This is a genomic window from Proteiniphilum sp. LBM24028, from assembly GCF_056629195.1.
In genome coordinates this window covers 3,070,618-3,089,838 of the sequence record NZ_CM152817.1, presented here as the reverse complement: position 1 = coordinate 3,089,838, position 19,221 = coordinate 3,070,618, and the positions used below count along the sequence as shown (strand labels likewise).

Sequence of the window (19,221 nt, the reverse complement as noted above, 5' to 3'; positions counted from 1 at the left end):
GATGAAAAAGAACGATAAAATAAAAGAAGTGGTGAAGCAAAAATATGGGGATATTGTTTTGCTAAATCAGAAATCCTCCTGTTGCTCTTCCTCCTGTTGTTCAGTAGATGGTCATAGCATAATGAGTGAAGACTACCGTGCTTTTGACGGATATATTGCCGAGGCGGATATGGGATTAGGATGCGGGATCCCAACGCAGTTTGCGAATATACAAAAAGGAGACATCGTTTTGGACTTAGGCTCAGGAGCCGGGAATGACTGTTTTATCGCCCGTGCGGAAGTAGGAGAATCCGGGAAAGTGATCGGAGTTGACTTTACCCCGGCAATGGTTGCTAAAGCACGAGAAAATGCAAAAAAAAGAGGATTCCAAAATGTAGAATTTCGTGAAGGGGATATTGAAAATTTACCGGTTGAAAGCAGTTCAATCGATTTAGTCATCAGTAATTGTGTGCTCAATTTGCTTCCTGCAAAAGATAAGATATTTCACGAAATATACCGTGTTTTAAAACCCGGAGGTCATTTCTGTATATCTGACATCGTACTGAAAGGGGAGCTTCCCCGGGAACTCTCAAAAGCTGTTGAAATGTATGTGGGGTGTGTGGCCGGAGCAATACCGCAGGAAAATTACCTCGCTGAGATATCCATGGCAAAGTTCAATGAAATCGAAGTCGTTAGCAGGAAGAAAGTGAATATGCCCGATGAGCTACTTTTAAAATATATGCATCGTGATTCTTTGACAGCGTTTAAATCAGGAGAGTCGGGAATTTTTTCAATTACCGTAAAAGCAAAAAAAACAAACAGATGAATAAACGAATTTTAATCCTGTGTACAGGAAATAGTTGCCGTAGCCAGATGGCACATGGTTTTCTGCAATCGTTCGATCCGGACCTGGATGTTCATTCGGCCGGCACAAACGCAAGTGGCAAGTTAAATCCCGAAGCGGTAGAAGTCATGAAAGAAGCGGGTATTGATATTTCACATCACACCTCCGACAGTGTGGATAAGTACCTGGACGGGGAATGGGACTATGTGATCACGGTCTGTGGCGGTGCGAACGAGAGTTGCCCGGCCTTTATGGGAAAAGTGAAACACCGCCTGCATATCGGCTTTGACGATCCGTCGGATGCGACGGGTACGCCTGAATTTATCCTCTCGGAATATATCCGTGTACGCGATGAAATAAAAGAGGAATTTCATGCGTTTTATGTGAATCATATCCGACAATAAAAGCAGAAGAGAAGACAAACAACTTACCCGGTTGATGTTGTTGCGCGAAAAGTCTGACTTTTTGTGCATCCTATTCGATTAAATAAAAATAAAAGAGTTTAACAAAATTGGATTCAGAGTGATGTACAATCGCTCCCTAAATATCAGGTTCATGAGTAAAAGTAACATGCGTTTCCTGGACAGGTACCTTACCCTCTGGATATTCCTGGCGATGGCTGTAGGTGTGGCACTGGGTTATTTCATTCCCTCTTTCGGCGGACGGGTCGATGCCCTGTCGAGGGGTACCGTCAACATCCCGCTGGCCATCGGTTTAATTCTGATGATGTATCCGCCATTGGCAAAGGTGGATTATAAGTTGCTGCCCAACGTGTTCACCAATGGAAAGGTGCTCACCATATCGCTCGTGCTGAACTGGATCATTGGACCCATCCTGATGTTCCTGCTTGCCATTCTTTTCCTGCGCGATTATCCTGAATATATGACTGGAGTAATCCTGATCGGATTGGCGCGTTGCATTGCCATGGTGCTGGTATGGAACGACCTGGCGGAAGGAAACAGCGAGTATGGAGCCGGTCTGGTTGCACTGAACAGCATCTTTCAGGTATTCTTTTACAGCTTTTATGCCTGGCTGTTTATTACGAAGCTGCCTCCCCTGTTGGGTTTTGAAGGGGCCATCGTAGATATTTCTATCGGTACCATCGCTGAGACCGTGGCCATCTATCTGGGAATACCTTTTTTGATGGGAATATTGAGCCGGCTGATTCTGGTAAAAGTGAAGGGAGTGGCATGGTACGAAAAGAAATTTATTCCGGCCATATCGCCACTTACGCTGATTGCCCTTCTCTTTACCATTGTACTGATGTTCAGCCTGAAGGGTGATCTGATTGTGCAGATTCCGATGGATGTGGTGCGCATTTCCATTCCGCTGATCATCTATTTTACCCTGATGTTTTTCATCAGTTTTTTTATCAGCAAGGCGATGAATACCTCCTATGACAAGAACGCTTCCATCTCGTTCACTGCATCGGGGAACAATTTTGAACTGGCTATTGCCGTGGCCATCGGTGTTTTCGGGCTATACAGTGGACAGGCATTTGCCGGTGTGGTTGGTCCACTGGTGGAAGTACCCGTACTCATCCTGCTGGTAAATGTGGCGAAGCAACTCAAAAGAAAGTATTATCCTGCTCACGCAACAGCGAAGTGACTAATTTTGAAGATATATCACAAACATTATGACAAAAATAGTTGTTTAGACTACATATACATAATTATAGTATAAACAACACTTAGGTATGATTCGTAAGGAAATTATCATTGACCAGCCTGTTGAGAGAGTGTGGGAGGCACTTACCCAACCCGAAGAGATGAAAAACTGGTATTTCAATATCTCGAACTTCGAACCCAAAGAAGGAGAAATATTCGATTTTATCGTTTCTTTTACCGATGAAGACGGAGAACACAATTTCCGTCACCTGTTTAAAATATTGAAAGTCAGTCCTGCTGAAAAACTGCAGCATACCTGGGAGCATCCGGGGCATAGCGGGGGAACCTCTGTGCTTACCTGGGAACTTTTTCCCCATGAGGGATCCACCACCGTGGTGCTTACGCACGAAGGAATTGAGACTTTCTTCGACGAAGGCAGCAGGTATTTTACAGAAGCGAGTTATCATGCCGGATGGACTGATATTTTACAGGGATTAAAGCAGTATCTCGAAAATGAGATATAGCGGCTTGTTACTTCCCTGATTTTTGATGTGGATACCGGGATTTCCACAACGTACAGAGATATAGTATCCGGGATAATGCCATTCAATCCGTTGACATGGCACATTACACGGCCGGGCCAGCTTCTGCTAAATGCGGATGCGTCAAAGCCTGTCCGTCGGAATCTTTCCGGGATAGACTATTCACAGTTTGCCGATCATGCCAGCGGTCCCCCTCAATGTCACGTATTTCGACCGTGAACACGGTATTTTTTTGGATGAAAGCAGTAATTTATGGCGAAGATTATGGTATTGGCCGGTGAGGCCGATCAAAAAAATGATAACTTTGGGATTCATTAACTCAATATAGCCAGACGATGAAAACAAAAGAGTACACCAACGGAGAGATTACAATTGTATGGAAGCCCGATGCATGCATTCATTCGGGTGTATGCGTCAAAACACTGCCCAATGTATATAAACCCAACGAGCGGCCATGGATACAGATGGAACATGCAACCAGCCAGGAAATGATTGATCAGGTTGCCAAGTGTCCCTCGGGGGCATTGAGTATAAAAAAAGAAGGAAAATGACGAGGATCGAACAGAAAGACAACGGCAAGAAAGGCCGGTTTGTCATGTATGAAGATGATCTTCCCGTCGGGGAAATGACTTATGTGTGGATTGATGATTCCAAGATCATCATTGATCATACCAAAGTAGAAGAGACTCACGGAGGAAAAGGATATGGCAAGCAGCTGGTGATGGCGGGTGTAGAATTTGCGCGAAAGCAGGAACTGAAGATAATTCCGCTTTGTCCTTTTGCAAAAAAAGTGTTTGACAGAGATGCCGGCATTCAGGATGTGAGATTTTCATAATGTATACCAATCAATATCCAATATGGGAAAAACAATTATTGCGCTCCTGCAGGAGACAGTAGAGAAATATGGAGAACGGCCCTTTCTTTATGAGGCACGCAACGGCGCAGAATATAGTTCATTCACTTTCCGTGAGGTGCAGGGGCAGTCAATTCGCTTTGCGGCGGGCCTGATGGCACTCGGTCTTAGGGCAGGGGAGCGGGTGTCGCTCATCTCGGAGGGGAAGAACAACTGGGTGCTGGGTGAACTGGGTGTGCTCCACGCCGGGGCGGTCTGCGTGCCGCTCTCGGTGAAGCTGGAGACGGTGCAGGATATCACCTTCCGCATCAACCACTCCGACTCGGTGATGGTGCTGGCTTCCGGTCAGCAGATCGCGAAGCTGCGCCCCATGAAGGGGCAGTTCGCCACGGTGAAGCGCTACATCCTGCTCGACGCGGTGGAAGATCCGGCGGAGGATGAGATCTATTTCGACAAGGTGCTCGAGCTGGGCGACGCCCTGCTCGCGGCCGACAGGAAGCAGGTGGAGGAGCGGATGGCAGCGGTGGAGCCCGACAGCCTGGCCAACATCTCCTACACCTCCGGTACGACGGCCAACCCCAAGGGGATCATGCTGTCGCACGACAACTATGTCTGCAACGCCGAGCAGGCAGTGGACCATCTCAACGGCATCCCCTCATACTTCCGTACACTGCTGATCCTGCCGTGGGACCACTCCTTCGGACATACCGCCGGCATCTACGCCTTCATGAAGTGCGGTGCCGCCATCGCCTCCGTGGCGGCCGGCAAGAGCGCCATGGAGATTCTGCGCAACGTGCCCAAGAGTATAAAGGCGATCAACCCCCACCTGCTGATGAGTGTGCCGGCGCTGGCCGCCAACTTTCGGAAGAACATCGAGACGGGGATCGAGAATCAGGGGAAGACCGCCTGGCGCCTTTTCCGCCAGGGACTGAAAGTGGCATATACCTACAACGGGGAGGGGTACAACCGGGGGCGTGGAAAACGGGCTTTGTTAAAACCGCTCGTTGCTTTCTACGATAGGATGATCTTTTCGAAGATACGACAGAACTTCGCCAGTAACCTGCAGTACTTCATTGGCGGCGGTGCCCTGCTCGACATCGAGCTGCAACGCTTTTTCTATGCCATCGGCATACCCATGTACCAGGGCTACGGCCTCTCGGAGGCGTCGCCCATCATCTCCGCCAATTGCGCACAAGCCCACAAGCTGGGTTCCTCGGGCAAGACCATGCCGCGCATGGAGATCCGCATCGGCGATGAGGCGATGAACCCGCTGCCGGTGGGTGAGAAGGGCGAGATCCTGATCAAAGGGGGTAACGTGATGAAGGGATACTGGAAGAATCCGGAAGCGACAGCGGAAACCATCGTCGACGGTTGGCTCCGTACCGGCGATATGGGTTACCTCGACAGCGACGGCTACCTCTATGTGCTGGGACGCACCAAGTCGCTGCTGATCAGCAACGATGGAGAGAAGTTCTCTCCCGAGGGGATCGAAGAGTCGATCATGGCCCAGTCGGAGTTCATCGACCAGTGCGTGCTGCACAATAACCAGAGCCCCTACACCACGGCCCTGCTGACGGTCAACCGGGAGGCGCTGAAGCGACGCACCTCCGACCCGGTAGAGGCGTCACGGGTTATCGCCGGTGAGATCGCGGCCTACATGAAGGGGGGCAAGCACGACGGCCTCTTCCCCCACCGCTGGATTCCCTCCGCCTTTGCGGTGATTGAGGAGCCTTTCAGCGAGAAGAACAGGATGGTCAACTCCACCATGAAGATCGTGAAGCACAAGGTGTATGAAAAGTATGCGGAGGAAATTGAGATGATGCATACGCCGGAAGGAAAGAAGCCGGATTCGGATCATAACATCGCGGTGTTGCAGAAATTATTGATTAAATAAATGAGTCGTGTGAATTTATATGTTACTTGTCTATTTTTGAGAATTTCTTCCGGAAACTTAAAGGGGTATATCCCGTGTTTTTTTTGAAAAGCCGATAGGCGTTTCTTACATCGTTAAATCCGCTCTCAATAGTTATGTCCAACAAGCTTTTTCTTGTCGTCAATAATTCATTGGAAAGGTACTCGATCTTCTTATCGAGTATAAACTGATAAATAGAGGTGCCCATGGTTTCCTTGAATTTTTTTTCAAGAGTTCTTCGGCCAAGAGGAACAACTTGCGACAATTTATCGATGGATATGTCAGAAGTGAAATTTTTTTCAATATAATCTATTATTTCTATAATATATCTGTCAGAGATATTGTATCTTTCGGTAGATTGTCTTTGTTCAATACGAATCGGTTTTTTTGCTATCTTGAATGGGATATTCTTTTTATTTAGAATCAGTGTATGGAGTTTCTTGCCTGCCACATATCCTATATTTTCATCGTCGGTTACGATGGAAGAGATGGTCGGATTAGATAAGTTGCAGATAAGCTCGTCGTTATCAACACCCAATAAGGATATCTCATTTGGAATGTCGATGTTGTTTATTTTGCACATTTCGGCTACCTGAATAGCAAAATAATCATCACATGCAAAAACAGCCACCGGTTTCGGAAGTGACGACAACCATTCGTCCAATTCTATATGACTTTTACTCCATTGACTGTTGGTTAAATATTCCGATTCGAAATAGTAGAAGTTTCCTCCTAATTTTTCCACTTCAATACGATAGCCTTCTGCTCTGCCTTTTGACCAAAGAAAGTTTTTATTACCATAGAAGGCAAAATTTTGAAATTTTTTTTTCGCGAAAAAATTAGCGGCTATTGCGCCTACTTCTATATAATCGCCGGAAATTTTAGAAAACCAGTCAGCATCATCCTCATAATTTTGAAGAAATACAGGAATGTCCAATTTCTCTAAAAACCTGACTTCCTGATATTCCCACTGAACAATAACTGCATCGATACTCCATTCCTCAATTCGCTGTACGATTCCGTTTTCACCGTACAACATTTTGTAATATAAAGGCAACCGATAGAATATCCAGGGACCTTTTTCATGCGCATAACGTATTAACCCCGTCAGAAAACGACGGCTGAACTCAGTGGCGGAATCTATGAGGACGAGTATTTTAATCATTGAAATCCAAATAAGTGTTACCATTTAACAATGAAATTAGTACAATTTTCTTTAATCGAGATTATTTGTAGAAATATTTTCGTGATTTGTCATTAGTTTTTCGTAAAATGTCTTATAAGATCTTTATGGGGAGGGTATCTTTGTGAAAATTTGAACCAGTAATATACATGCAGGGCTCATGGAAAAACTCCTGTAAGATAGACTTTCCCTGCAAAGCTTTATCGATATGGTGATATATGGCACATTTGATCAGAGTATTTGTTTAACAATAATATAAATGATTTAAAAATTCAATAACAAAATTAAATGTATACCTATGGAACAAGCAATTAGACGATTATTTTTTATAAGTACATGTCTCCTGTTTTTATCATTCACTATTTATAGTCAAGATAAATCTATCAGACAGGGTATTGTTGTCGATAAAATCACAAAAGAAACTTTACCCGGAGTCCAGGTCATTGTGAAAGGTACAACCAGGGGGGGAGTAACTGATGTAGACGGTTTTTTTAAAATAGAAGTAAATAGTGGTGACTATCTGATTTTTAGCATGCTCGGTTATGAATCACAGGAGATTTTGATAGGAAACGAAACATCTCTCAGTATTGATTTGACACCTACTACCTATGATTTGGGAGAAGTTGTAGTGACTGCTTTAGGTATTGAGCGAAAGACCAGAACATTGTCCTATTCAACGCAACAAATTGAAGGTTCAATAGGAGAGATAAAAGACAACAGTTCCAATATCTTAAGCGGTTTATCGGGAAAGATATCGGGAGCTGTAATATCAACTGCTGCCACAGGTCCAGGAGCCGCTGCCCGGGTGGTGCTTAGAGGAAATCGATCTATCAGCGGAAATAATACCGCACTGATCGTTATCGACGGTGTCCCGTATGACAATACTTCATACAGGCAAGCTACGGGTACTACCTATAATTATGGAGGAAGTGACGGTGCTGTGAATATCAATCCCGACGATGTTGCATCTATCAACGTACTTAAGGGACCTTCTGCAGCTGCATTGTATGGCAGCAGGGCGGCCAACGGAGCCATAATAATTACAACAAAACGTGGGAAAGAAGGAGCTTTAAAGATAGATCTGAATAGCGGCATGTCCGTAGATCAACCCCATTTATTAATCAACTTTCAGGACAGATACGGCAGAGGCAACGGAGGAGTTGGGGCGGAAGGAGTAGGAGAAAGCTGGGGGGCAGCAGCCCAGACTTATAATACGAATGTGAAGGATTTTTTTAAAACAGCTTATTCTTTTAACAATACGTTGAGTCTGTATGGGGGAACAGATATGATGCAAGGGTTTGCTTCCTATACCAATAATTCTGTGGAGGGAATGATACCCGGTAATAAATTGGAGAGGAATACGATGAACCTGAGAATAAACACTCAGTTACATTCTAAACTCACTACCGATGCCAAGATCACCTATGTGAATCAGAGAATAATAAACCGTCCGCGTTTGGGAGATGCCGGGACCCCCATAGAGGCATATATCATGCCGAGAGATATGAGCGAGGTGGAGTTGAAAGACTATGAAACCATCAACCCGAATAATGGACAACCGGTACGAAAATACTGGACTACCTCTTCGATCTACGACAATCCATACTGGAGTACCGAAAGGACGTCGGTAAATGAGGAACGAAACCGTATAACATTATTGGGATCTGCCAAGTATCAGCTATCGGATTGGCTAAGCATCCTGGGACGGGTGAGTTATGACCGGTATGATGATAAGGTAGACGGCTCTTTTTACGATGGTACGGTTTCATTGGGAGACGTAAAGACAGGTGGTAAATATTACGAGACCAATTCTCAATACTGGGAAAGGAACTTTGATTTATTACTATCGGGAGAGAATTCCATTACCGGGCATATAAGCATTAATTACAATCTCGGCACCAGTTTTTTAAAGAGGGAGTATACTACCACGACGGATATGGCCAACGGACTTTCTATTCCGAACAAATTCAGCCTGACCGCGGCAACTACCCCGGCTTTTCAGGATGTGGGCGGATACGTGCGCGCTTTGAATTCTGTATATGGGAACCTGCAAGTAGGACTTAAGTCATATTTATTCGTAGATGTGACCGGAAGGAATGACTGGTCATCCACGTTGCCTTCACCACATAGTTATTTTTATCCTTCCGTGGGTTTATCCGCAATTATATCCGATATGGTGAGTATGCCTTCCTGGGTTAGTTTCGGAAAAATAAGAGCTTCTTATACACAAGTGGGTAATGATCCGGATCCCTATTTACTGAAACAACGATTTCAATTTGCCCTGGGAGCAGGGCAGGGTTTTATTTCCCGAAATCAGATAAAGTCAATTCAGGATCTGAAACCCGAAAAGACGAAGTCATACGAGGTCGGCCTGGATTGGCGGTTCCTGAATGGCCGTTTAGGTCTGGATGCAACCTTATATAAGAGCAATACTATTAACCAGTTGCTGTATGTGGGTTTGCCAATGGCCAGCGGGTTTAACAGGCGATATATCAACGCGGGGAATATTGAGAACAAGGGGATAGAAATTCAACTGAACGCTACCCCCATTGAAACGAATGATTTTAACTGGAGTACCGACGTCAATTTTTCAAGGAATGTCAATAAGGTAATTAAACTGGCCCCGAATACCACACAGGTGAATATTACCGACAATACGAAGTATGCTACGGTGATTGTCAAGGAAGGCAGCTCGTATGGAGATCTGTATGGAAGGGCATGGAAAAAAGAGGAATCCTCAGGGAAATATGTGGTAGATGACAGAGGGCTTCCGGTAGCAGAGTCTAATCAAAAACTGGGAAATTTTAATCCCGATGCTATGTTGGGATGGAACAACCGGTTTGGTTATAAAAATTTCAGGATTTCATTCCTGATTGATGCCCGTCTTGGAGGAGAAACGGTTTCCGGGACCGACGCATACCTCGCAGCCTATGGAGTGGCCGGTTACACGGAGAAATTCAGGGAAGGAGGCTTGGTTCTTGATGCAGTAAAAGCCGATGGTTCTGCAAACACTACCGCCGTTACCGCACAACAATTGTGGACTACCGTTTCTCAGAATGGCCGTGACGGCTGGGGCGACTTCTTCACGTATGATATGACCAACGTGCGGCTCAGAGAATTATCGGTAGGATATGATTTTCAATTAAAAGAAACCGCTATCGTCAAATCAGCCTCACTCTCCCTGACAGGAAGAAATTTATTGTTCTTTTACAGAGGAAAATCGATAATGGATATCCACGGTATCGGAAAAAGAGACAACCCCACTGATCCGGATGCTTCCTTGGGTGCCGGAAATTATCAGGGAGTGGAATTGGGATTGCCGCCCATGGCGAGGTCTTTTGGATTTAATATTAAATTAACTTTTTAATTAATCAGTATGATGAAAAAATATATTTTCAGTTGTGCGTTGTCTCTTATCGCGTTGATGAGTTGTACGGGAGACTTTGAGGAAATGAATACAGATCCGAATAATTTGACGGAAGTAGGCCCGCGCGAAATGCCGTTCATGTTTGCCAAAGCTCAATCAGCATCGGCTTTAAACCGCAGTTTTTATCAAACCGTCCAAAACCTGGGTGCAGACTTGTATTCCCAATATTTTGCACTGACAAGTACATCTTTCTCCACTGATCGTTACGTACTTGTTCCAGACTGGCAACGGCGCTTCTGGACTGTTGTTTACGTGGATACAGCACCACAATTGAAAGCAATTAAAGAGAACGCTGAACCTGGTTCGGGAGAAGCAGCTTTGGCTGACATACTATGGGTATATGCTTTTCATCGCCTAACCGATCATTTTGGGCCGATACCCTATTTTCAGGCTGCCGAGCCGATTGAGGTAATTCCGTACGATTCTCAGGATAAAATCTATGATGACTTTTTTATCCGCCTGGAGGCTGCTGTGAATGTTCTAAAGGGATTGCCGGAAGGAACCACCATTTTTAAAGGTTATGAATTGATGTATGACGGAGACATTAAGAAGTGGATCGCTTTTGCAAATACATTGCGTCTTCGTCTCGCGTTACGCATATCGAAAAAAGACCCTGCCAGAGCTAAAACTGAGGCGGAGGCAGCGGTAACGGCCGGAGTATTGTTGAATAATTCACAAAATGCGTTCCTGAAAAAGGCGGAACCGGGTAACGATACGAACGGTTTGTCGCAGGTGGCTGCCTGGAATGAATTTGCGATGAGCTCTACCATGGCATCTTATCTGAAAGGTTATGAAGATCCGCGTTTGAAAATCTACTTTCAACCCAACGTGACTACCGGGACGTATACGAGTTTAAGAAACGGATTACCAGCCACTCTTTTGGGAAAACCGAGAAACACCCCTTCTCGCAACTCTAATGTAGGTACCTATTGGGTGACACCCAAAAGTGATAAAACCTTTAACCCGAGTCTTACTGCCTCATTCCATGTGATGTGCGCTGCCGAGGCTTATTTTTTAAGAGCGGAAGGGGCTCTGAACGGATGGAACATGGGGGGTGTCGCCGAAGAGCTATATAATAAAGGGATCCAGACAAGTATGGAACAATGGGAAATAGGTTCGAACGAAATTGCCGGGTATATTCAATCTACCAGGCAGCCCACAGCTCCTGAGGATGATCAGGAATCCCCGGCCGTGGCATCCATTCCAGTGAAATGGAGCAATAACACGGACGAACAACGTCAACAGATAGGGACCCAGAAGTGGCTGGCTATTTTTCCCAACGGGATGGAAGCCTGGGCGGAATTCAGACGGTCGGGATATCCTGTCATGTACCCGGTGTATCAATCAGACAATCCGTTGCTTCCGTCAGGGAGTTTTATAAAAAGAGTTCCGTTTCCGTTAACAGAAGAGGCGAATAATAAAGCTGAGCTGGACAAAGGAAAAGCCCTACTTGGTGGACCCGATAATGTGGCAACCAACCTCTGGTGGGACGTGGATTAGTCGTATACAGATAGATTTACTCAAAGAAAGACTGCAATAACTTGTGTATAATTAAAAAGAAATGACAACTGAAATCAAACAATTCAAGAAAGATAATCTTTCGATTCGTATTTTCAGGGATGAAACCTCTGCCGGAGAAGGAAGTGCGGAGTTTGTAGCCCACCATTTGAATGATGCCATTCAGTCCAAAGGACATGCCAACCTGATCCTGGCCACGGGTGCATCTCAATTTGCCTTTATCGAGGCGATCAAAACGCTTCCAATCGACTGGAGTAAAATTACCGTGTTCCATCTGGATGAATACAAGGGACTGCCGGAAACACATCCGGCCAGTTTTCGAAAATATCTGAAAGAAAGAATTCTCGATGAGGTAAAACCGTTTCAGGTACATTATATTAATGGGGATGCGAAAGAAATAGACCGTGAAGTAGCCCGTTATGAGGAGTTATTGAAAGCAGTTACAGTGGATGTAGCCTGCATAGGTATCGGTGAGAACGGACACATTGCCTTTAATGACCCCGAAGTGGCCGATTTTAATGATCCCAAGTTGGTGAAAATAGTACAGCTCGATGAAATTTCCCGCCGCCAACAATTGGGAGAGGGATGGTTTTCTACTCTGGAAGAGGTACCAGGAGAGGCCATCAGCCTGACGATCCCTGCTATCACACGTTGTGAAGTAATCAGTTGTATGGTACCGGATAAGAGAAAAGCCAATGCTGTGTATAATACATTGAATGAGGAAATATCAACTTCTTGCCCGGCAACCATTTTGAGAAGACATCTTCATACAGTTTTGTTTTTGGATAGAGACTCTGCATCACAATTGCAATGAAACGAAACTTAATTATTCTCATATTGTTGGTCATATTCGCCAAAGGTGTCCGGGGGCAAAATGTTCTCCCGGATCTCTTTACCGGAGATAGGAATAATGATTTGATCAGTTTTTCTCTTAAGAGAGAGGCGGCAAAAGCTTATAACCTATTAACTGTCCCGCAAAATATGGAGGAGTGGACTAAACGGAGAGAAGAATTAAAGAATAGTATCCTGCACCATGCAAGTGTGTCTTATTACCCCGACTTGCCTTTGACATATAGGGAAACAGGGGATTATAAAATGGAAGGATTTTCTATCAAAAACATTTTCTTTCAGACACGGCCGGGTGTATATGCTGCGGCGAACTTGTATATTCCTGACGGAAACGGCCTATTTCCCGCGGTAGTGGTGGCAATGGGACATTCCCGCGACGGAAAATTGTATCCTGAGTATCAGGCATTGGGCCAAACCTTGGCCATGAACGGTTACGTAGCCATTGCCATCGATCCTTGGGGGGCAGGAGAGCGAGCTACCGTGCATGGCGATTTTGAATATCATGGAGCGAATTTGGGCGCATCTTTGTTGAATGTGGGAGAAACCTTAATGGGAGTTCAAATTACAGACAATATGCGGGCTGTGGATTTGCTCTTATCCCTCCCCTTTGTGGATAACGAAAATATCGGGGCAACAGGAGCCAGTGGCGGAGGAAATCAGGTAATGTGGCTTGCTGCAATGGATGAGCGAATCAAAGCGGTTGTTCCAGTGGTGAGTGTGGGGACTTTTCAGTCGTACATATTAAATAGTAACTGTATATGTGAAGCATTGCCCGCAGGATTGACCTTTACCGAAGAGTCGGCCGTACTGGGCCTTATCGCTCCCAGGGCAATCAAAATTTGCAGCGGATTGAGGGATGCCAATGCCGCCTTCCATCCGCAGGAAATGTTGAAGAGTTTCCATGGTGCCAAGGCTGTATATGGAATATATGGAGCAGATGATAACCTGTCCTACCAGATATTTGATACACCTCATGGTTACTTTCCCGAAATGAGGGAAGCCATGCTTGGATGGTTCGACCTTCATTTAAAAAGAGAGGGGACCGGTGCTCCTAAAAAAGAGAAGCAGTTTACGCCGCTACCAGCATCCGTATTAATGGTCTTTTCCAATGGGCAACGCCCGTCGGAGGTGGTTTCTACCGGGGACTACTGCTTTAATAAGGGTTCTCGGCTGAGGTCAGGGATGTTATCGGATGAAAGTATGGATATGATAGAAAAAAAAGACGCGCTAAAGCAAATGCTGAAGATATCGGATAACTATGAACTGAAGGACATTCACCAACTGTCGGATTCAAATGACTGGGAACGGTATATTTTAGAAACAACGACCGGAGATCTCATACCCCTACTGATATACCTGCCAAACAAGATTAGCAGGGAATACGTGTTAATCGCGAATTCAAAAGGAAAAAACGGTGTGAAGGCCCTTTTGATTGATGAACTCGTAACAAAAGGAGCCGGTATCTGTATTGTAGATTTATGGGGTATTGGAGAGAACGCGTCTCCCGAGGCGACACGTATTGACGGTTCGCTACCGGAATTCCACACTTTATCCCGTTCTGTATTATGGTTGGGCCAGACTATGCAGGGTATCTGGGCCGGGCAGCTGGAGATTGTTGTCAACTGGCTCATAAATTCACATCATGTAAAAAAAATCACAATCGATGCGGATAAGGAATTAGCAGTGGCAGGCGTACTGTCTTCTGTCCTCGGGAATAAGGTGAACAGATTAATCTTAAGAGAGATGCCATTGAGTTATTTATTTGACAAATCCGGAGATGTCAATCATTTCTCCATGGCGATCCATATCCCCGGATTCTTACTTTGGGGAGATATGTCGCTGGCAGTTGCAATGTCAGGTAAAGATATTACCTTTATTGATCCGGTAACTATTTCCGGAAGAGAGTTAAGTGTCAAAGAAACGGATGACTTCAGGAAAGAATTCTACCACTTCCGTTCACTCTCAGGGGAACGTTCTGAGGTCAGTTTTGTAAAATAAATATATTTTTCGCCATGCAAATTAATAGAAGAAATTTCCTTAAAATAGCAGGAGTTGCGACCGCTGCCGCCATGTTACCGGTCAAAGGGTTGGGTAGCGAAATATCCGCTAAAAATCAACTAACAGACAAGTCTTTAAAGAAAATATACGATGAGGCGTATAAAAAGCATCCCCAGAAATTCAATATGTGCGGGTATGCTGCCCCGAAGCTGGAAACCGTGAGGGTTGGCTTTATAGGTGTCGGGTCAAGAGGCAGCGCGGCCGTGGAAAGGATAAGCCGGATTGATGGGGTGAAAATCGTTGCTATCTGTGACGAGTTGCCCGAACCTGCCGAGAAAGCAAAGGCGCGTATCCAATCTCCCGGACATCCGGCTATTCTCTATTCCGGGAAAGAAGATGCCTGGATGGAGGTGTGCAGGCGGGAAGACATCGATCTTATCTATGTGGCTACTCCCTGGGAGTTGCATGCCCCCATCGGGATCTATTCCATGAAGCGAGGCAAGCATGTGGCATTGGAAATTCCTGCGGCCACTACTGTAGAAGATTGCTGGCGGTTAGTAGAAACATCGGAACAAACTAAAAAGCATTGTGTGATCCTGGAAAATTGCTGTTATGATTTTTTTGAATTGCTTACCCTGAACCTGGCACGCAACGGATTTTTTGGTGAGATAGTGCATGCCGAAGGAGGTTACGTTCATGAAATAGGAGAAAGTCTGTTCTTCAGGGGTAAGCCAGGGCGTAGCTGGCGATTGAATGAAAATATGAGGCGGAACGGAAATCTATATCCAACTCATGGATTGGGACCGGTAGCACAGATCATGAATATCAACCGGGGAAATCGGATGGAATATATGGTATCGATGTCTTCCGATGATTTTCTAATGAATAAATATGCCAAAGAATTGTCACAGAAGGAAGATTACTTTAAACAGTTTGAAGGTGCCACATTCCGGGGAAACATGAATAATTCGATCATAAAAACGGCAAAAGGGCAAACAATTTTGCTTCAGCACGATATCACCACGCCACGGCCCTACTCCCGACTGCACACCATCAGCGGAACAAAAGCAACCGCGCAGAAATATCCGCTTCCTCCTCGTATCTCCATCGCTGAGGATCATAAGGAGTGGTTGTCTGAGGATAAATTCAGAGAACTTGAATTGAAATATAATCCCCCTATTATAAAAAAGATGCAAGATATCGCCAAAGAGATTGGGGGTCACGGAGGAATGGATTTTTTGATGGATTGGAGATTGATTGACTGTTTAAGAAACGGCCTGCCAGTGGATATGGATGTATACGATGCCGCTTCGTGGAGTGTCATTGGCCCGTTAAGCGAGTGGTCCGTAGCCAATCGGTCCGCACCGATCGATATTCCAGATTTTACAAATGGGGCCTGGAAAACAAATCAACCTCATGATATTTCCTTAAAGAGCGGAGGAACCACGGGCATTGTCGGATAAAAACAGTGAACGAAATCTGTAATAGGGCACAAAATATTGCCGGACCAATGCTTAAGTTGTCTTCATATGACTCGTGAAACGTGAAATAATATTTCTTGATGAATAGAAAAGCTTTTTATATATCGATGGGTATCCTGGCCGTGATGTATTTTGTCTTCGGTCTGGTATCCTGGGTGAATGCAATCCTTATTCCTTACTTCAGGATAGCGCTTGAACTGACCCATTTTCAATCTTATTTTGTGACCTTTGCCTTTTATATCGCCTATTTCGTGATGGCTATTCCGTCAGGATTATTACTAAACAAAGTGGGGTATAAAAAGGGAATCATGTACGGTTTTCTATTTCTCTCGTTGGGCGCCCTCATTTTTGTCCCGGCAGCTCTTGCGCGGCAATATGCGATTTTTCTCGCAGGGTTATATTGCCTGGGAACAGGATTAGCCATCCTTCAAACGGCGGCAAACCCTTATGTCACCATCATCGGACCGATCGACAGCGCAGCACAGCGAATGAGCGTGATGGGTATTTTTAACAAGTCGGCCGGTATCATTGCTCCTTTGCTTTTTGCAGCTGTAGTGTTCAAATCGACTGATAGTAGCACCTTTGCATTGCTCGAGGCAGGGACACTCTCCGAAGCGGAGAAAAATATGATCTTGCAGGAACTGATCCGAAGGGTAATTATGCCATACGCTATCCTTGCCGTCCTTTTGCTATTGACAGGCATCGGTATAAGGTATTCGGTCTTGCCGGAGATTGAAGAAAAGGAAGACGAAATCAAAGAAACGACTGCGTCGGTGGCAGGCACGTCGATGAAGACGTCACGGAAGTCTCTTCTGGATTATCCCTATCTCATTTTTGGAGCCATCGCAATCTTCGTACACGTGGGTACGCAAGTGGTGGCTATAGATACGATTATTAACTATGCCGGATCGATGGGTATCGGCCTGTTGGATGCAAAATTCTTTCCATCTTACACACTCATATGTACCATCATCGGTTACTTGTTGGGCATTTTACTTATTCCCCGGTTTGTTTCACAAAAGGCTGCTTTAAAATTCTGTACCACACTGGGGTTGTTCCTTTCATTAGGGATCGTGCTTGCCAATCATACCGTTACCCTGTTTGGGCACACCGCGGACATCTCAATTTGGTTTCTGGCCTCGATAGGATTTCCTAATGCACTAATCTATGCCGGTATCTGGCCCTTGTCGATTCATAATCTGGGGAAACTAACCAAAACAGGTTCTTCCCTCTTGATTATGGGATTAAGCGGGAATGCCATCCTGCCACTGATCTATGGTGCGATAGGTGATCATCATGGTTTAAGAGCAGGGTATTGGGTGCTGATCCCGTGCTTTCTCTATCTGATGTGGTTTGCTTTTCACGGACATACCGTTCATTTTTGGAAGAGAGAAAAAAGATTGTAATATGAAACCGACATGATTAAAATAATCATTAAACACCCGAAGGGAATGATGATTTCTGTTGAGCTAAATGAGCAGAGGAGAAGCTTGCTTGGATTATGCCATAGCGAAGAAATATCTAACTTTAGTGAATACTTTAGTCATCAAGGGTTCCATATACCAACAAGAAAATAATAAAGTAATCACATGAAACGAGCATGAATTACGAAGTAATCGACTTTGTCAAAATCATTATCACACAAGATCATGACTAAAGCGAGTTTCATATGACACCATTGAAAATAAATATTTTAGTCATATGAAAAGATTGATCATAGAAAAAGGAAAGGTCATCTTTCCGGATTACATAGCGGAAGATGTTTCTATAGTCTGTGAAGAAGGAAAGATCCGGAGTATTGTTCCTTCGGCAGACGTTTTTTTTTACGACTCGGACGAACGGATTAATGCTTCGGGACAATATGTTTCACCGGGATTCGTCGATATCCATCTTCATGGTGGCGGCGGTCATGATTTTATGGACGGTACAGTGGAAGCTTTTCTCGGAGCCGCCGAATTACATGCCCGTTATGGTACCACGGCTATGGTGCCTACAACCTTGACAAGTACGACCGAGGAATTAATGAACACGTTCTCGGTGTATCGGGAAGCGGTAAAAGTGAACAGTAAAGGAGCCAAATTTCTGGGTCTTCATCTTGAAGGTCCCTACTTTTCGTATAATCAGCGAGGTGCACAAGATCCCAGGTATCTTCGTAATCCTGAGCGGGAAGAGTATATGCATATTCTGGAGTCATCGGAGGATATCGTCCGATGGAGCCTGGCTCCCGAATTGCCGGGAGCATTGGATCTGGGTCGGGAATTGTTATCAAGAAATATACTTGCGGCCGTAGCACATAGCGACGCAGTGTGTGAAGAAGTAGAACTGGCATTTAAAGACGGATTCTCTCACATTACGCATTTATATTCAGGAATGTCATCCGTAACACGCCGCCACGCCTTCCGGTATGCGGGAGTGGTAGAGGCGGCTTATCTTATTGATGATATGACTGTAGAGATCATCGCCGACGGTGTACATCTTCCTCGTCCGCTATTGCAGTTTGTCTACAAGTTTAAGGGTGCCGATAAGATAGCCCTCTGTACCGATTCGATGCGCGGTGCAGGTATGCCTAACGGAGATTCGGTGCTGGGGAGTCTTCACGAGGGGCAACGTGTAATTATCGAGGGTGGGGTGGCCAAGCTGCCTGATCGTTCGTCTTTTGCCGGTAGCGTGGTTACAGCCGACCGGATGATTCGAACGATGGTCAACATGGCCGAAGTGTCGTTGACGGATGCAGTAAAGATGATGACCCTTACGCCTGCACGCATTATGAACGTCGACAGCCGAAAAGGATCTATTAAGCCCGGTAAAGATGCAGATCTGGTAATTTTCGATGAAGACATACGAGTATTATACACAGTATCTGAGGGGACTGTAATATATGATGCGTCACTCGTGTCCCGTTGAAACTGAAAATATCGCCATGCACTGTGATATCCGGTGTGATGAAGAACGAAACAGGACTATGATCCAGAGGAGGACTCTTTCTTCGGCAGATCACACATGTTGCAGCTGCCGCAGCGTGTGTGGT

At 45.2% G+C, this 19,221-nt stretch carries 15 protein-coding genes; 14 read left to right on the top strand and 1 reads right to left on the bottom strand.

Going from position 1 to position 19,221, the window contains the following annotated elements; genetic code table 11:
• The first annotated feature begins 1 nt into the window (after position 1).
• The 7 genes from arsM (at position 2) to AC1HCU_RS12365 (ending at position 5,719) form a co-directional block, all read left to right on the top strand.
• The gene (gene arsM / locus AC1HCU_RS12395; RefSeq protein WP_480366399.1) at positions 2 to 805 is read left to right on the top strand and encodes an arsenite methyltransferase; all 804 of its coding nucleotides are present in this window, start codon (positions 2 to 4) and stop codon (positions 803 to 805) included.
• The gene (locus AC1HCU_RS12390; RefSeq protein WP_480366397.1) at positions 802 to 1,227 is read left to right on the top strand and encodes an arsenate reductase ArsC; all 426 of its coding nucleotides are present in this window, start codon (positions 802 to 804) and stop codon (positions 1,225 to 1,227) included. The genes arsM and AC1HCU_RS12390 overlap by 4 nt, the downstream gene beginning before the upstream one ends.
• 151 nt (positions 1,228 to 1,378) lie before the next feature.
• Positions 1,379 to 2,431: an ACR3 family arsenite efflux transporter gene (gene arsB / locus AC1HCU_RS12385; protein WP_480366395.1), complete on the top strand. Its 1,053-nt coding sequence runs from the start codon at positions 1,379 to 1,381 to the stop codon at positions 2,429 to 2,431.
• Positions 2,432 to 2,519: 88 nt separating this feature from the next.
• A complete protein-coding gene (locus AC1HCU_RS12380) occupies positions 2,520 to 2,954 on the top strand; it encodes an SRPBCC family protein (protein ID WP_480366393.1) in 435 nt (144 codons plus the stop codon).
• A 353-nt stretch (positions 2,955 to 3,307) separates the two neighbouring features.
• Positions 3,308 to 3,523 carry a (4Fe-4S)-binding protein gene (locus AC1HCU_RS12375; protein ID WP_294066938.1) on the top strand — a complete coding sequence of 72 codons (216 nt, stop codon included), beginning with the start codon at positions 3,308 to 3,310 and terminating at the stop codon, positions 3,521 to 3,523.
• Positions 3,520 to 3,807, top strand: a complete 288-nt coding sequence (locus AC1HCU_RS12370) for a GNAT family N-acetyltransferase (RefSeq protein WP_480366391.1) — start codon at positions 3,520 to 3,522, stop codon at positions 3,805 to 3,807. The genes AC1HCU_RS12375 and AC1HCU_RS12370 overlap by 4 nt, the downstream gene beginning before the upstream one ends.
• A gap of 22 nt (positions 3,808 to 3,829) precedes the next feature.
• Positions 3,830 to 5,719, top strand: a complete 1,890-nt coding sequence (locus tag AC1HCU_RS12365) for an AMP-dependent synthetase/ligase (protein ID WP_480366389.1) — start codon at positions 3,830 to 3,832, stop codon at positions 5,717 to 5,719.
• Between the two features lie 22 nt (positions 5,720 to 5,741).
• On the opposite strand, the gene AC1HCU_RS12360 is transcribed toward AC1HCU_RS12365, so the two are convergent.
• Positions 5,742 to 6,902 carry a DNA-binding transcriptional regulator gene (locus tag AC1HCU_RS12360; RefSeq protein WP_480366387.1) on the bottom strand — a complete coding sequence of 387 codons (1,161 nt, stop codon included), beginning with the start codon at positions 6,900 to 6,902 and terminating at the stop codon, positions 5,742 to 5,744.
• Positions 6,903 to 7,218: 316 nt separating this feature from the next.
• Between AC1HCU_RS12360 and AC1HCU_RS12355 the strand changes: the two genes are divergently transcribed.
• The 7 genes from AC1HCU_RS12355 to nagA all read left to right on the top strand — a co-directional run bounded on the left by AC1HCU_RS12355 (position 7,219) and on the right by nagA (position 19,097).
• A complete protein-coding gene (locus tag AC1HCU_RS12355; RefSeq protein ID WP_480366385.1) occupies positions 7,219 to 10,287 on the top strand; it encodes a SusC/RagA family TonB-linked outer membrane protein in 3,069 nt (1,022 codons plus the stop codon).
• Positions 10,288 to 10,296: 9 nt separating this feature from the next.
• Positions 10,297 to 11,847 (top strand): SusD/RagB family nutrient-binding outer membrane lipoprotein, encoded by a 1,551-nt coding sequence (locus AC1HCU_RS12350; protein WP_480366383.1) that lies wholly within the window; start codon positions 10,297 to 10,299, stop codon positions 11,845 to 11,847.
• Positions 11,848 to 11,908: 61 nt separating this feature from the next.
• Entirely contained in the window at positions 11,909 to 12,679 is a 771-nt protein-coding gene (locus AC1HCU_RS12345; protein WP_480366381.1) for a glucosamine-6-phosphate deaminase, read from the top strand.
• Entirely contained in the window at positions 12,676 to 14,712 is a 2,037-nt protein-coding gene (locus tag AC1HCU_RS12340) for an alpha/beta hydrolase family protein (protein ID WP_480366379.1), read from the top strand. The genes AC1HCU_RS12345 and AC1HCU_RS12340 overlap by 4 nt, the downstream gene beginning before the upstream one ends.
• 14 nt (positions 14,713 to 14,726) lie before the next feature.
• Positions 14,727 to 16,175, top strand: a complete 1,449-nt coding sequence (locus tag AC1HCU_RS12335) for a Gfo/Idh/MocA family oxidoreductase (RefSeq protein WP_480366377.1) — start codon at positions 14,727 to 14,729, stop codon at positions 16,173 to 16,175.
• 98 nt (positions 16,176 to 16,273) lie between these two features.
• Positions 16,274 to 17,599: a sugar MFS transporter gene (locus AC1HCU_RS12330; protein WP_480366375.1), complete on the top strand. Its 1,326-nt coding sequence runs from the start codon at positions 16,274 to 16,276 to the stop codon at positions 17,597 to 17,599.
• A gap of 295 nt (positions 17,600 to 17,894) precedes the next feature.
• Positions 17,895 to 19,097 (top strand): N-acetylglucosamine-6-phosphate deacetylase, encoded by a 1,203-nt coding sequence (gene nagA, locus AC1HCU_RS12325; protein ID WP_480366373.1) that lies wholly within the window; start codon positions 17,895 to 17,897, stop codon positions 19,095 to 19,097.
• The last annotated feature ends 124 nt before the right edge of the window (positions 19,098 to 19,221 follow it).